This window comes from Luteimonas sp. A277 (assembly GCF_054052045.1).
In genome coordinates this window covers 24029-37736 of sequence record NZ_JBSVRG010000001.1, presented here as the reverse complement: position 1 = coordinate 37736, position 13708 = coordinate 24029, and the positions used below count along the sequence as shown (strand labels likewise).

At 65.1% G+C, this 13708-nt stretch carries 14 protein-coding genes; 4 read left to right on the top strand and 10 right to left on the bottom strand.

Annotation, left to right across the window (positions count from 1 at the left end; all coding sequences use genetic code 11):
• Positions 1-4: 4 nt before the first annotated feature.
• Genes ACW7G2_RS00175 through ACW7G2_RS00160 form a run of 4 tightly spaced genes read right to left on the bottom strand, consistent with a single transcriptional unit; the run spans position 5 to position 2636 of the window.
• On the bottom strand, positions 5-535 hold the full coding sequence (locus ACW7G2_RS00175; protein WP_456971527.1) for a pilus assembly PilX family protein: 531 nt from the start codon (positions 533-535) through the stop codon (positions 5-7).
• Positions 532-1617: a prepilin-type N-terminal cleavage/methylation domain-containing protein gene (locus ACW7G2_RS00170; protein WP_456971525.1), complete on the bottom strand. Its 1086-nt coding sequence runs from the start codon at positions 1615-1617 to the stop codon at positions 532-534. Before ACW7G2_RS00170 ends, ACW7G2_RS00175 begins: the two co-directional genes overlap by 4 nt.
• 1 nt (position 1618) lies before the next feature.
• A complete protein-coding gene (pilV, locus tag ACW7G2_RS00165) occupies positions 1619-2083 on the bottom strand; it encodes a type IV pilus modification protein PilV (protein ID WP_456971523.1) in 465 nt (154 codons plus the stop codon).
• A gap of 7 nt (positions 2084-2090) precedes the next feature.
• On the bottom strand, positions 2091-2636 hold the full coding sequence (locus ACW7G2_RS00160; protein WP_456971521.1) for a GspH/FimT family pseudopilin: 546 nt from the start codon (positions 2634-2636) through the stop codon (positions 2091-2093).
• A gap of 167 nt (positions 2637-2803) precedes the next feature.
• Between ACW7G2_RS00160 and ACW7G2_RS00155 the strand changes: the two genes are divergently transcribed.
• On the top strand, positions 2804-3856 hold the full coding sequence (locus ACW7G2_RS00155) for a sensor histidine kinase (protein WP_456971519.1): 1053 nt from the start codon (positions 2804-2806) through the stop codon (positions 3854-3856).
• Here ACW7G2_RS00155 and ppnN read toward each other — a convergent pair.
• The 4 genes from ppnN to grxD all read right to left on the bottom strand — a co-directional run bounded on the left by ppnN (position 3838) and on the right by grxD (position 9909).
• On the bottom strand, positions 3838-5226 hold the full coding sequence (ppnN, locus tag ACW7G2_RS00150) for a nucleotide 5'-monophosphate nucleosidase PpnN (RefSeq protein ID WP_456971517.1): 1389 nt from the start codon (positions 5224-5226) through the stop codon (positions 3838-3840). The two genes, ACW7G2_RS00155 and ppnN, sit on opposite strands and share 19 nt — an antisense overlap.
• 127 nt (positions 5227-5353) lie before the next feature.
• Complete coding sequence (locus ACW7G2_RS00145) at positions 5354-8560, bottom strand: TonB-dependent receptor (RefSeq protein WP_456971515.1); 3207 nt, start codon at positions 8558-8560, stop codon at positions 5354-5356.
• Positions 8561-8827: 267 nt separating this feature from the next.
• Entirely contained in the window at positions 8828-9592 is a 765-nt protein-coding gene (locus tag ACW7G2_RS00140) for an SDR family NAD(P)-dependent oxidoreductase (RefSeq protein ID WP_456971513.1), read from the bottom strand.
• The gene (gene grxD / locus ACW7G2_RS00135) at positions 9589-9909 is read right to left on the bottom strand and encodes a Grx4 family monothiol glutaredoxin (protein WP_456971511.1); all 321 of its coding nucleotides are present in this window, start codon (positions 9907-9909) and stop codon (positions 9589-9591) included. Before grxD ends, ACW7G2_RS00140 begins: the two co-directional genes overlap by 4 nt.
• Before the next feature lie 97 nt (positions 9910-10006).
• On the opposite strand from grxD, the gene ACW7G2_RS00130 reads away from it, so the two are divergent.
• Entirely contained in the window at positions 10007-10594 is a 588-nt protein-coding gene (locus ACW7G2_RS00130; RefSeq protein ID WP_456971509.1) for a Fe-Mn family superoxide dismutase, read from the top strand.
• Positions 10595-10772: 178 nt separating this feature from the next.
• Here ACW7G2_RS00130 and ACW7G2_RS00125 read toward each other — a convergent pair whose 3' ends face one another.
• Positions 10773-11945: a 5-(carboxyamino)imidazole ribonucleotide synthase gene (locus ACW7G2_RS00125; RefSeq protein WP_456971507.1), complete on the bottom strand. Its 1173-nt coding sequence runs from the start codon at positions 11943-11945 to the stop codon at positions 10773-10775.
• A complete protein-coding gene (gene purE, locus ACW7G2_RS00120; protein WP_456971505.1) occupies positions 11942-12454 on the bottom strand; it encodes a 5-(carboxyamino)imidazole ribonucleotide mutase in 513 nt (170 codons plus the stop codon). The genes ACW7G2_RS00125 and purE overlap by 4 nt, the downstream gene beginning before the upstream one ends.
• A gap of 107 nt (positions 12455-12561) precedes the next feature.
• Between purE and ACW7G2_RS00115 the strand changes: the two genes are divergently transcribed.
• Together ACW7G2_RS00115 and nadC are read left to right on the top strand one after the other, a co-directional pair.
• The gene (locus ACW7G2_RS00115; RefSeq protein WP_456971503.1) at positions 12562-12831 is read left to right on the top strand and encodes a Trm112 family protein; all 270 of its coding nucleotides are present in this window, start codon (positions 12562-12564) and stop codon (positions 12829-12831) included.
• A 3-nt stretch (positions 12832-12834) separates the two neighbouring features.
• Positions 12835-13698 (top strand): carboxylating nicotinate-nucleotide diphosphorylase, encoded by an 864-nt coding sequence (nadC, locus tag ACW7G2_RS00110; RefSeq protein WP_456971501.1) that lies wholly within the window; start codon positions 12835-12837, stop codon positions 13696-13698.
• Positions 13699-13708 lie beyond the last annotated feature (10 nt).

Sequence of the window (13708 nt, the reverse complement as noted above, 5' to 3'; positions counted from 1 at the left end):
TTCCTCACGGGACTTCGTACAGGGACTGCAGCATGACGGCTGCGCCGTCCGGGGCCTTGCTGCGTACGGTGATTCGATACATCTGGGATTCTGGTTCGCATTCGGCCGCGGACATGTCGATCGACGCTGTACAGCTGGTATCCACGCCCATACCGAAATCTTCAACGACGTACTGGGCGCGAACTCCGTTGATGTCTTCGCTGGCCAGCTTGAAGCCGCTACCACCCGTTTCCCAGAATCCGTCCTGCTCCCATGGCGCCCTGGTAGGGTTTTTAACGGTGGGCTGGAAGCGTGCACAAACACCGTTGACGCAGCCGTTGGTCGGCGCGGTTGGTTTGGACGCGGCCCAGCCCTCCGCCTCACGCAGAACCGCTTCGGCAACATGGAACGTGTTGCTGCGGGCTGCGAGGTTACCGGCCATGCGCTCCTGCAAAAGCGTGCTTCGCAGCGACGCAAGCCCCAGCAGCGTCACCACGAGCAGGAGCAGCAGGACCACGATGAGGGAGGCGCCCCGCTGGGCGTTCCCGCGGCTCATAGCACGCCTTCCCGGTTCCGCAGCGCCACGACGTGGGCGGTCGTGCGGCTCAGCACGTCTCCATCCGTGCCCTCCAGATAACCGCCTCGCACCGCGCCATCGGTTCCCGTCGCGGTGAACTGGACCCTGACCGCATTGACCCGCGACCAGTCAGTGACGCCGGATGCGAGCTGCCAGGCGGTAGATCCCGTGGAACGATAAGCCAGGCTGAGATTACTGATGCCTTCGGCAATCTCTGCGGTGGTTTCGATAGAGGGAGTGCCGCCGGCAGGATCGTGGAGTAGTGTCGCGCGATACAGCGAGTCCCCACCCCGTCCGTTCTCCGCGACGTACCAGCGATACGACTGGATTCTCACGATCCGGGCGGGATTGGAACTGTAACGGCCATTGCATGCCGCGGGGTTCCCCCCGGGCGGGACGTACATGCAGTAGTCGTGGGGACTGTTGCCGTTGCTGCAATCGTATTCGGTTCGGAAACGCTGCGTGCAGTTCTGCGAGCTACCGCTGCCGTGGACGATCTTGAGCGAGCTTGACATGACGTTTGTCGCCTGGAATACCAGCGAAAACTCCTCATTACACACCATGAGCAGGTCGTCATTCGCGATGTCACCGACGTCAGTCACGTCCAGGTCGGCGCCCGGGTTGCTGTGATCGGTGACGTAGATCTCCCCTCCACCGGCAAGGTGCAGGTCAAGGGCGTCCGTCCCGGCCGCAATGGCTGTACCCGCAGGTGAAGCCGCCCCCGGGCCATAACCATGCAGTCCACTGAAGTAATCAGGCCACCAACCCGTTTCTCCCGATACCAGTTGGCTAACGGGCCTGGACCTGATCCCGCACGGATTGCCACCCGCCTCCCGGATGTCCCGGGCCATGATTTCGAACGCGGCGCGGGTGTTCTCTTGGATCCGGTTGAGCGTTTCCGTTGATGCATAAACCCGCTTGTTGGTCAGGAACAGGCCGCTGGCAGCCGCAACCACCACCAGCCCAAGCAGCAACGCAATCATCAGTTCGATCAAGGTCGCGCCGCGCTCGCGATGCGCGAGGCGAGAAAGGTTAATCTTCGGGATACGCTGGTATGGCATGTCAGAGCCTGCTCTCGGTCTCGATTTCAAGTTCGGTTTCGCCACCGGTCGCTCGGCTGTCATTCCAACGGATACCGGCAACACAAGAGTCGTGATCACACACCAACCGTCCGCGCGCATCAGGATCACCAAGACTTTTCTGCACTTGACCCAACCACGCGTTGAAGACGCCGTACTCCACCGTGTCGTCGGCGTTGGCGGCAGTTGCTTCGCGGGTCCAGGCATTTACGTTGAACTCGCCGTCCATCGCCCTTTGGCGCTCAAGTCGCAACGTGTCGTACAGGGAGTAGATGTGCACCACCGCCTGCGAGCGTGCCGCTGAACTGTTGCTGTTTTTCAGGGTCGTCGCGGACATCGCCGCCAGCCCGAGCAGGCCGATCGCCAACACCAACACGGCGATCAGAACCTCAAGTAATGAACTGCCGCCTTGGTGTCGGCGATCTGGGCGAAAGGTATGGAGGTGCATAGGCATTTCAATTGTCCGTTGGCGCGTCACAGGCAGTGGTTCCGTTACGCGTTGACACGGAAATACGGCTGACGACTGCGTGGATATCACGGGTATTGCGGTCTACGGGGACCTTGGAACTGCAAATACTGATTGCACCCTGCCGGTCACTGCCAACCCAGACCATCCCGTCAGCCGCGAACCTGATCCAGTCCGTTCCGCTGACGTTCGGGCTGGGGTTTACCGAGATACCGGAAGCGGTCAGGGTGATATCCCTCAACACGATATCTACGGCACCAACGTTCCGGCTTCCGTCGCGATCTGAGAAGACGATCAACCGTGACCAGTCACTGCCGTCGCAATCAGCACCGTCAGTTGAAGGACACAATACGACGCTCTCGCCGCGCCGGATGGCCTCCATGCGCGCCATCTGGAGCGCGGCTACCATGTCGTTGGCTGCACCCGCCAGGCGGTTGGAGTTGATAAGGGTGGTGAAACTGGGGGCCGCCAAGGTGGCCAAGATCGCCAATACCGCAACGGTCACCATCAATTCGATCAGCGTGAAGCCGCTCACGCTCCGCGGAACCGCGTGACTATGCCCGGACCCTGCTGTGACCATGTGCCCTCCCCGGCACTATCGACACGCTGAAGGTACGTGGTACGGGCTGGAGGCACCAGCTTTCCCCGACCAGTGGCCCGCGAGAAGGACCGAGCGGTGCCCACAGCACCTATGATTCACCCATGAACCACGCCGCCACCAGCCAACCCCTTGACGCCCTCTGGCAGGCTCCCGCCATTGTCTGGTCGATCCTGGCCGGGCTGTGCCTGGCATTGGTATTGACCTTTTCGCCGGGCGTGGAGGACAACCGGTTGGTGGTGTTCGGGCTGGCCTCGTTCCTGATCCAGTGGGTGATCCTGCTGACCCTGGGCAGCCTGTACGCGCTGCGCCGGCCGATTGGCAGGCTCAGCCCATACCGGGTGGCGCTGCTCGCGCTGCTGATGATGCTGGGCTGGACGTGGATCGTCACCGGCACCGCGCGGGGGCTGGTGGGTCCGGCCCTGCTGGGCAGCGGATCGGACTGGCTGGGGCCGATGGCCCGGGTGACGGGAATCGCGCTGGCAGTCGGCACCCTCGGCCTCGCCGCCTTCCACAACCACTGGCGTGCCCGCCAGGCGGCGGTCCGGGCCAAGCAGGCGGAGCTGGAGGCGCTGCAGGCACGCACGCACCCACACTTCCTGTTCAACAGCCTCAACACCGCGCTCGCTCTGCTGCACCAGCGACCGGATGAGGCGGAGCGCGTGCTGCTTGATCTTTCCGACCTGTTCCGCAGCGCCCTTGCCGGGCCGCGCTTCATCCCTCTTGCCGAAGAGCTTGACCTGGCGCGGCGCTACCTGGAGATCGAGAGCCTCCGGCTTGGTGCGCGCCTGAACGTGCGCTGGGACCTGCCTTCCCCCCTGCCCGAGGTGGACGTCCCGGCGCTATCGATCCAGCCGCTGGTCGAGAACGCGGTGCGCCATGGCATCGAGCCGCGCCGGGAAGGCGGACGCATCGACGTGATGCTGACTCACGCCGGGAACCACTTGCGGATCACCGTGCACAATGACCTGCCCACCGGGGTGGCAGTCGGCACGGGCAAAGGCCATGGTGTGGGCCAGCCTTCGGTCGCCAGCCGGATCGAGGCGATGACGGGCGGCCAGGGATCATTGACCACCTTGATTGAGGACGGGCGCTACGCAGCGACGATTACCGCTCCGTTGAGATCGCCCTCCACGCCTCAGGTCACCACCTCATAACAAGGCCGATACTGCCCAGAAATCTTCATCCGCCGCTGCTGCACAAACGCGCGCAGCAGCGCATCCAGGGCCTCCATCATGTCCTTGTCGCCATGGATCTTGAACGGTCCGTGCTCTTCCACCCGGCGCATGCCCTCTTCCTTCACGTTGCCGGCGACGATGCCGGAGAACGCGCGGCGCAGGTCGGCGGCCAGTGCGTAGGACTTGCGGCCGTGGTGCAGGTCCAGGCCGGCCATGGCCTCGTGGGTGGGGATGAAGGGCTGCTGGAATTCCAGCGGGATGTGCAGTGACCAGTTGAAGAAGAACGAGTCCTTGCGTTCGATCCGGCGCTGACGCACCTGGCGCACGCCCTGCACCATGCTGCGGGCCACCTGCTCCGGGTCGTCGATGATGATCTCGTAGAGCCCGGCGGCCTCTTCGCCCAGCGTGAGGCGAATGAACTGGTCGATCTGCTCGAAGTACGGCGCGGCCGAGGTGGGGCCGGTGAAGATGACCGGCATGGCCAGGCCCTGGTTCTCCTCGCGCAGCAGCAGGCCCAGCAGGTAGAGGATCTCCTCGGCGGTGCCGACGCCACCGGGGAACACGATCACACCGTGGCCGGTGCGCAGGAAGGCCTCCAGGCGCTTCTCGATGTCCGGCATGATCACCAGGTGGTTGACGATCGGATTGGGCGACTCAGCGGCGATGATGCCCGGCTCGGTGATGCCCAGATAGCGCGACTTGTAGCGCCGCTGCTTGGCGTGGGCCACGTTGGCGCCCTTCATCGGGCCCTTCATGGCGCCCGGGCCACAGCCGGTGCAGATATCAAAACCACGCAGCCCCAGCTCGTAGCCGACCAGTTTGGTGTAGTCGTACTCGGCGCGGGTGATGGAGTGGCCGCCCCAGCACACCACCAGGTTCGGCTCGCCCGGCTGCAATACGCGGGCGTTGCGCAGGTGGCCGAAGACCTCGTCGGTGATTTCCTCGGAGGTCCCGGGCGGGTGGCCCGCGTCCTCGTCACGCTCGATCGCGGTCCAGGCCAGGTCGCGGACCACGGCAAACAGCAGTTCGGCGATGCCCTGGATGATCTGGCCATCGACGAAGGCCATGGCCGGCGCGTCGGTCAGGTCCAGGCGCAGGCCGCGGTCGTGCTGCAGCACCTGGATGTCGAAAGTGGGATACAGCTCCTGCGCAGCGCGCGGGTCGTCGCTGGCGCTGCCGCTGGTCAGCACGGCCAGCGCGCAGCGGCGCAGCAGGTCGTGCAGGCCTCCGCGCGAGGCGTCCTTCAGCCGCGCCACTTCCTTGTGCGAGAGGATGTCCAGACCGCCATGGGGGTAGATGCGGGCGCTCTGTACCGGCACCGCCTTCGGCGCCTTCAATTCTTCGGTCATATCTTCCTGTTCTTGTCGTTTTATCCAGGCTGGAACTTTACGGTATTTGCCCCGGCAGGGGGCCCCACAAATAGAAACGGCCGGGACAAGCCCGGCCGTTTCCTTCAAGCGTGTTGCGTAGTGCAGGTCAGAACTTGTACTTCAGGCTCAGCATGACCGACCAGCGGGAAACGCCGGTGTTGATGCCATCACCGTTGTTTTCCTGGATGCCGGAACTGTCAGTGGAACCGGTGAAGTTGTAGACGTACTTGCCGGTTGCCGGGTCAATACCCGCGTAGTTGGCCACGCGACGGGTCGCGTAGAAGCCGTAGTCCTCGATCAGGCCCCAGTCCTTGTTGATCAGGTTGCCCACGTTCATCACGTCCAGGGCCACCTCGGCCTTGTGGCCGAAGAACATCGGGATCTCCTGGCTCACGCGCAGGTCGAAGGTGTTGGTCCAGCCCGCACGGTGCGAGTTGGCCGGCACCACGCCGCCCTGGTAGCTCTTCAGGTGCGGGTTCTGGTTGAGCCATTCGAAGAAGTCGGCTTCCATCTCCGCGCCGCCGGTGAACAGCACGTCACCCGGACCATTCGGAACGTAGAACAGGTCGTTGGTGTTGGCGCTGTCGCCGTTGACGTCGTTGTAGAAGATGTAGCTGTAAGGACGGCCGGCACGACCTTCATAGAACACGCCAACGCGGGTGTAGTTGTCGCCGAACAGCGCCTTCTGCCAGGTCAGCGAACCGGTGAAACGGTCCTTGATCGCGTAACGCGAGTTGTAGTCGACCGGCTGATTGGCCTGGAACACCATCTGGTTATTCCAGTTCGACGAGTTCTGCGAGCTGGTGGCCGGGCTGAACTCGGTGGCGTGGGTGTAGGTGTACCCCATCGACCAGCCCCACTCGTCCTGCATCGGCTTGGACAGCGCCAGGGTGAGCTGACGGGCCGAGCCTTCATCGGTGTTGCGGATCACGATGGCCTGGGCCACTTCCGGATGCTTGTTGGCACGGTTGCCCGCGCCTTCCTGGCCGTGGGTCATGCCAAAGCGACCGGCGTTGGTCGGGTCACGGCCCGCCTCGTTCCAGTAAATGGCACGGCCGTCCTGGCCAAACGCCGTCGGCGTACCCACGTCGATGCGGTCAAACCACAGCGCGTTCTTGTTCTTGGTCAGCAGCAGCTCGGCCGACGCCACCACGCCGTACCACGGCAGCTCGTGATCGAACGCCAGGTTGGCCTTCCAGATCGAAGGCAGGGCCAGGCCGGGCTCGATCATGTCGGCGGTGATCAGGGGCGGAGCAGCGCTGCCGGCCGGGATCGCCGGCGGCAGGTTCGGGCTGAACGCCGGAACGTTATCGTCACGCAGGTCGTAGGTGTCGAAGTTCAGGCCGGTGTTCGAGAACGGACCAGCCAGCCACACGTTCGGGTTGCCACCCTGGAACAGGCCCACGCCACCGCGCAGCTGGGTCGGACGATCACTGTCGAAGGTGTAGTTGAAGCCGAAGCGCGGCTGCCACAGCTTCTTGTCCACGGTGACCCTGTTGTCGTAGCCGTAGATGTCCAGCAGGCGCTGGTTGAAGATCGGGCTGTCGCCGAAGTCCGGCATGTCCACGCGCAGGCCGGCGGTCAGGGTCAGGTTGTAGTTGACCGCCCACGTGTCCTGCACGAACAGGCCGAGGTTGCGGAAGGTGTACGCGGCCGGGATGTCGCTGAAGTCGCCACCCGGACGCGGGGCGCGCAGGTCGTAACGGAACGCATTGCCGGCCTCGAACTCTTCCAGGCTGTCGAAGGTGTACACACCGTTCAGGTCGCGGCCGTAGAAGTTGAGGACGTCGTTGTCTTCGTAGTCGAAGCCGAACTTGAAGGTGTGGTCGCCCACATACCAGTTGGCAGCGCCGAACAGCGAGAGCTGCGACGTCTCGACCACGTTGATGTGGCGGTTGCGCTCGGTGCCGAGGTTCACCGTGCTCTGGCCCACGCCGCCGGCGTTGTTGATGATCACGCCCGGCAGGTTGGCGAACGGCGCGGCGACGGAATCATAGTCGCGCTGCGACACCTTGAACTCGGTGGACAGGTTGTCGCCCCAGTCGCTGAACAGCTCGAACATGTAGCTTTCGAAGTTCTTGTTCTGGTTGAACCAGTAGCTGCTCAGCGAGATGCTGCCGTTGCCGATGCCCGGAATGCGCGGCTCCACCTGCTCCATCTTGCTGTAGCGGAACGCGGCGCGGTGGTCGTCGCTGATGTTCCAGTCCAGCTTGATCGCGTACTCCTCGATGTCGGTCTTGCTGGACTCGGGGAGTTCGAAGGTGCCGGCGTCGAAACCGAACGACTGCGCGGCAGCCTGGATGCGGTCGATATGTGCATCGGTGATGTCGCCGCGGCCGTACGGGGTACCTGCCAGGCTGGTGCCCGGGGCGCTGCGGGTGAACTTCTCGTAGTTGGCGAAGAAGAACAGGCGGTCCTTGATCAGCGGACCACCGAAGGTCATGCCGTAGGTTTCTTCCTTGTCGAAGCCGTTGAAGTCGATGCCCTGCAGGTCGCTGCGCACCCAGTCGCCGTCGCGCAGGTTGTAGTACATCGTGCCGCTGAATTCGTTGGTGCCCGACTTGGTCACCGCGTTGACCACGGCGCCGGTGCCACCGGAGATGGTCACGTCGTAGTTGGCCAGGTCGATCTGGATTTCCTCGATCGCGTCCATCGACACCGGCTGGCGCTGGGTCGGCATGTTGTTGGCTTCGAGGCCGAACGGATCGCTGCTGCTGATGCCGTCGATGCGGATCACGTTGAAGCGCGAGTTCTGGCCACCGGCCGAAATCGCACCGTCTGCCTTGCTGATCTGGGAGATGCGCGGGTCCAGGCGGATGTAGTCCTGGATGTTGCGGGTGGCCGAAGGCAGCGCTTCGATGGTGCGCTGGTCAACGTTGGTGCCGGTACCCATCTTGGTGGAGCTGAAGATGTCGGAGCCCACGTAGGTACCGGTGGCCACCACGCGGTCCAGGGTGGTCACGTCACCCACCAGAATGGCGTTGACGGTGTTGACCTGGCTCAGGTTGAGGTACACATCGTCTTCGGTCCGGGTGCCCTCACCCGGCTTGGTGACGGTGACGGAGTAAGGACCACCCACGCGCAGGCCGCGGGCGTTGTAACGGCCACTGGCGTCCGTGCTAACACGACTGACCGTGCCGGACTCCGTGTGCAGGATGGTCACTTCGGCGCCAGCTACCGGCTGGCCATCGGAACCAACAACCTGTCCGCCAATACCAGCAGAGGTGCTCTGGGCAAACGCGGGAGCCGCGGCAAGCGCGACAATCAAACCGAGCGACAGCTTCGAGAGTCGGACGCGGTGCTTGGGAGTCATGTTCAATGGCCTCGATACGTACGTGGATGATTGCCGCGCAGTCCGGCGCGGCAGATGGGAAATCCATTGGGGGTGGGGAGACAGGCCGACGCGCGTTCGCGGGCCAGCCTGTTAACAAGAGATTAACACGGTAGCCGCCGTGTATGACAGCAATATGACGGTCTGCGAAGTACTGCAACCTGCTGGATGGCCGGCGATTTCATGCGGAATTCGAACAAGGTGCTGCAAGTGCTTGCACACAGGTCATCCGCGGCAGCAAGACCCCTACTACAGGCTTGATCCGGCGCCGCCCCAGATGCGGCCGCGATGCGCATTGCCGGCGGCTGAAAGCAGGTTCACGCAAGCCTGGGCGTACGCAGCGGGATCGGCCGCTTCGGGCCCTTCCCGATCCATGTAGGCCTGGGCCCGCAGCGGAGTGCGCATGGGGCCGGGGCGCAGCCCGCAGACCCGTACCGTGGTGCTGGCAAGCTCGCTGTGCAGCATGGGCACCAGCACCTCCAACCCGCCCTGGGCGATGCCGTAGCCACCCCAATAAGCCTGCGAGGTGCGCGCCGGATCGTCGATCGCAAACACCACCGCGCCGTCTTCGGACCGGCGCAGCAGCGGAAGGCAGGCCTGGGTCAGCCACCAACGGGCGGTGAGATTGACGTGGATGGCACGCGCGAAGGCGGCCGGGTCGGTGTGCTCCAGCGGTGTCAGTCCGGGAAAGTCCGCGGCGCAGTGGAGCACGCCATCCAGCTGGCCGAACGCTTCTTCAATCCGCCCGGCCATCTCGGCGTAGTCATCCGGACCCGCTCCCTCCAGGTCCAGCGGATACAGGGCCGCCTCCCCGCCGCTTTTGGCGATGGCATCGTGCACCCGGTTGAGCCGGGGCACCTTGCGCCCGAGCAGCACCAGCCTGGCACCCGCTGCGGCACAGGCCAGCGAGGCCTCGCGGCCCAGTCCGCCGTGCGCTCCAACCACCAGTACGACACGTCCGGCCAGCGGAGCCGCTTCGACCGGTGCAGAGGCGGAAGATGCCGTCGCGGTCACGGCTTGTCGATCTCCGCCACCATTCGGGCCAGTTCTCCGGATTCATGCAACTCAAGCGTGATATCGCTGCCGCCGATCAGCTCACCGTTGATGAACAGCTGCGGGAAGGTGGGCCAGTTGGAGTAGCGCGGCAGGTTGGCGCGGATTTCCGGATCCTCCAGCACGTTGACCGTATGCAGCTCCTGCACGCCGGACTGAAGGAGCGCCTGGGTCGCGCGGTTGGAAAACCCGCACATGGGGAACTGCGGGGTTCCCTTCATGAAAAGGACGATTGGGTGCTGCTCCACCTCGTCCCGGATGCGCTGCATGACTGCCATGAACAACTCCTGCGAAGCCGGTCGCGGGGGTTCCGGGACCGGCGTCACTGTCTGGGGGTTAGAATCCGGACCATTGTAATCCTTGCATCGGCCGCGCATGCCCTTCGAACTGCCAGCACTGCCTTACGAACGTACCGCTCTGGAACCGCACCTTTCGGGGGAGACCCTGGACCTGCATCACGGGCACCTGCAGCGTGGGCATCTGGAACGGCTGGATACGCTTGCCGCCGGCACCGTGTTTGCGGAGATGCCGCTGGAAGAGATCACCCGCAAGGCCCAGGGCGCGATGGCCGAATGCGCGGCCCAGGCCTGGGCGATGGGTCTTTACTGGAATGGCCTGAAGGCCTCAGCCGTTGACAGCGGCGGCGAGCCGGAAGGCAAGCTGGCCGACGCGATCAACACGGCGTTCGGCAGCCTGGCCGGGCTGCGAAAGCACTTCAACCAGGCCTCACTGCGGAACTTTGGCCCCGGCTGGGCCTGGCTGCTGCAGCGCACTGACGGACGCCTGGCGATCGCCGTCACCCCCCACTCGGTCACCCCGCTCACTGGACCGGACCGGGTTCTGCTGGCCTGCAGCCTTTGGGAACACGCCTACGTGCTGGACTACCGCGACGACCGCGGGAAATACCTGGAAGCGTTCTGGCAGCTGGTCGACTGGGACGCCGTCACCGGCCGGATGGCCTGACCGGGCTGGTACATGACCCGGCGCTACTGGATGACCCGTCCGTTGTAGGAGCGCGCCATGCGCGCGAAGCCGCGTGACATCGAGCAACGCGGTGGAGCTTCGGGAGCACCACCGGCACCGGTACCGAAATTACGCCGCGCGATCATGGATCACGCGGCTTCGCGCGCATGGCGCGCTCCTACAGGGAGGAGTCGTGCAGCGCGGCGATGACCGGGCTCGCCTGCGACTGGCGGCCGAGGGCGTCGCCGACGCGCTGCAGGGACGCCGCCAGGGTCTGCGGCACATCGGCGCGCAGCGTGGCGTGGCCCACCTTGCGGCCCGCACGTGCCTGTTTCCCATAGTCGTGCCAGTGGCCACCCGCCTCACGCAGCACCGGCGCCGGATCCGGCATGTCGCCGATCCAGTTGAGCATGCAGGAATGACCAATCGCGTCCGTCGCGCCCAGCGGCAGCCCCAGCACCGAGCGCAGATGGTTTTCGAACTGCGAAGTCTGCGCACCCTCGATCGTCCAGTGACCGGAGTTGTGCACCCGCGGCGCCATCTCGTTGGCCATCAGCCCGCTGCCGCAGCAGAACAGCTCCAGCGCGAACACGCCTACGTAGTCGAGCTCTTCCGCCAGCCGCCGCGCATAGCCGGATGCAGTCTCGGCCAACGCCGGATCAACCCCGGGCGCGGGTGCGAGGCTGGCTGACAGCACGCCGTCCACATGCCAGTTCCAGGTCAGCGGCCAGGTGCGGAACTCGCCGTCGCGCCCGCGCACCGCCACCACGCTCAGCTCGCGGTCGAAAGGCACGAAGGCTTCCAGGATCAGCCCGACCTTCTGCGCCTGCGTACCCAGTGCCTCCCAGGCCTGCGCAGCGTCGTCGGGGCCGTGGATGCGGAACTGGCCCTTGCCGTCATAACCAAGGCGCCGGGTCTTGAGAATGCATGGCGTGCCAATACGGGCAATCGCCGTGTCCAGCCCTTCGCGCGATGCCACGTCTTCAAACGCGGGCACTGGAATGTCCAGCTGCTGGAACAGGGTTTTCTCCGTCAGCCGGTCCTGGGCAGCAGCCAGCGCCTCCGGGTTGGGGAACACCTTGACCCGTTCGGCCAGGCGCCTGGCGGAGTCGGCCGGCACGTTTTCGAAATCAAACGTGGCCACGTCCACCTTGGCGGCGAAGTCGGCCAGCGCCGCCTGGTCATCGTAGCCGGCAGCAAGCTGGGGCACGATCTGTCCGGCACAGGCGTCGGCGGCCGGATCCAGCACCTGGAACCGCAGCCCCAGAGGCACCCCTGCCAGCGCAAGCATCCTGGCCAGCTGCCCGCCGCCCAGGATCCCCACCACCGGCCTTTTACCCTTGGTGGTCACTTGCGCGGATCGCTGTCGAGGACGACCGCCTCGGTCTGCCGGCGGCGGAAAGCATCCAGCGCTGCGGCGATGCGGGCATCGGTGCCGGCCACCATGGCAGCTGCAAACAGCGCGGCGTTGGCCGCCCCGGCCGCGCCAATGGAAAAGGTGGCCACCGGTACACCGGAGGGCATCTGCACGATGGACAGCAGCGAGTCCATTCCGTTGAGCGCCCGGGATTGCACTGGCACGCCCAGCACCGGCACCGCGGTCTTGGACGCCAGCATGCCGGGCAGATGGGCCGCCCCGCCGGCGCCGGCGATGATTGCGCGCAGGCCACGATCAGCAGCAGTGGCCGCGTAGTCGAACATGACATCGGGCGTGCGGTGCGCGGAAACCACCCGCACCTCGTGCGGCACGCCGAGCGCTTCGAGCTTCTCGACGGCGTGCTGCATCGTGTCCCAATCAGAACGCGAACCCATGACAACGCCAACAATCGGCGCTGCGGAATCTGCTGGCGTGGCTGACATGCGGTTCCTCGTCGGCAAAGCGCCATTTTAGCCGGTTCGGGCCGGGCCTGCGGCACAGGTGTTACGCTTTTCCCCAGCCCCTACATCTTTCGACAGAAAAGGTATTCATGGACCGCAAACTGCTGGACATCCTCGTCTGCCCGGCCACCCGCCAGTCGCTGTCCGTGCTTGAAAAGCACGGCATGCAGGCGCTCAACGCGGCGATCACGGCCGGCCAGGTGAACCGCTCCGACGACACTCCCGAAACCGTTCCGCTGCGCGAGGCGCTGGTGACCCGCGACCGCAAGCTGGTGTACCGCATCGACGAAGGCATCCCGGTGCTGCTGGCCGACGAGGCCATCCCCACTTCCAACGTGGCCGGCTTCACGGAAACCTGAGCCATGGCCCTGCAACCACCTCCTCAGGCCATGATCGAGGCCGATGTGGCTCGCGCATTGGCCGAGGACCTGGGCGATGGCGACGTGACCGCTGCCCTGCTGCCCGACACCGCGGACAGCGCCTATCTGCTGTGCAAGGAAGATGCGGTGGTCTGCGGCCGCCCCTGGTTCGAGGCCTGCCACCGGGCGCTTGATCCCGCGGTGCGGATCGACTGGCGGGTGGCCGAGGGAGACCGGGTATCGGCCGGCACCGTGCTGGCGACCCTTGAGGGGCGCGCCCGCGCCCTGGTCAGCGCCGAACGCACGGCACTGAATTTCATGCAGACGCTCAGCGGCACGGCCACCACCACCGCCGCCCATGTGGGCGCGGTGCGCGGCACCAAAGCCCGGATCCTGGACACGCGCAAGACCCTGCCCGGCCTGCGGCTGGCGCAGAAATATGCCGTGCAGGCTGGCGGTGGGTTCAACCACCGAATGGGGCTGTACGATGCGGTCATGCTGAAGGAAAACCATGTGCGCGTGGCCGGCTCAGTCAGCGCCGCCATTGCTCGCGCACGCGAGCTGCACCCTGCCCTTCCGCTGATCGTCGAGGTGGAAACCCTCGTGCAGCTGCGCGAAGCGCTGGAGGCAGGGTGCGATCGCATCCTGATCGACAACTTCGCCGCCGCCGACCGGCGCGAGGCAGTGCGGATCGCCGGCGGCGAGCCGTTCAGCGGAGGGATCCCGCTCGAGGTATCGGGCAACGTTGATCTGGACAGCCTGCGTGCGGTAGCCGGGGACGGTGTGGACTTCGTTTCCATCGGCGCGCTGACCAAGCATGTGCACGCCATTGATTTGTCCATGAAACTCGGCCCGCCACCGGCCTGAGCCGCCCGCT

Excerpts from the sequence above, each read along its gene's own strand:
- ACW7G2_RS00175 (WP_456971527.1), bottom strand. The coding sequence starts at position 535 with ATGAGCCGCGGGAACGCCCAGCGGGGCGCCTCCCTCATCGTGGTCCTG.
- ACW7G2_RS00170 (WP_456971525.1), bottom strand. The coding sequence starts at position 1,617 with ATGCCATACCAGCGTATCCCGAAGATTAACCTTTCTCGCCTCGCGCAT.
- pilV (WP_456971523.1), bottom strand. The coding sequence starts at position 2,083 with ATGCACCTCCATACCTTTCGCCCAGATCGCCGACACCAAGGCGGCAGT.
- ACW7G2_RS00155 (WP_456971519.1), top strand. The coding sequence starts at position 2,804 with ATGAACCACGCCGCCACCAGCCAACCCCTTGACGCCCTCTGGCAGGCT.
- ppnN (WP_456971517.1), bottom strand. The coding sequence starts at position 5,226 with ATGACCGAAGAATTGAAGGCGCCGAAGGCGGTGCCGGTACAGAGCGCC.
- ACW7G2_RS00145 (WP_456971515.1), bottom strand. The coding sequence starts at position 8,560 with ATGACTCCCAAGCACCGCGTCCGACTCTCGAAGCTGTCGCTCGGTTTG.
- grxD (WP_456971511.1), bottom strand. The coding sequence starts at position 9,909 with ATGGCAGTCATGCAGCGCATCCGGGACGAGGTGGAGCAGCACCCAATC.
- ACW7G2_RS00130 (WP_456971509.1), top strand. The coding sequence starts at position 10,007 with ATGCCCTTCGAACTGCCAGCACTGCCTTACGAACGTACCGCTCTGGAA.
- purE (WP_456971505.1), bottom strand. The coding sequence starts at position 12,454 with ATGTCAGCCACGCCAGCAGATTCCGCAGCGCCGATTGTTGGCGTTGTC.
- ACW7G2_RS00115 (WP_456971503.1), top strand. The coding sequence starts at position 12,562 with ATGGACCGCAAACTGCTGGACATCCTCGTCTGCCCGGCCACCCGCCAG.
- nadC (WP_456971501.1), top strand. The coding sequence starts at position 12,835 with ATGGCCCTGCAACCACCTCCTCAGGCCATGATCGAGGCCGATGTGGCT.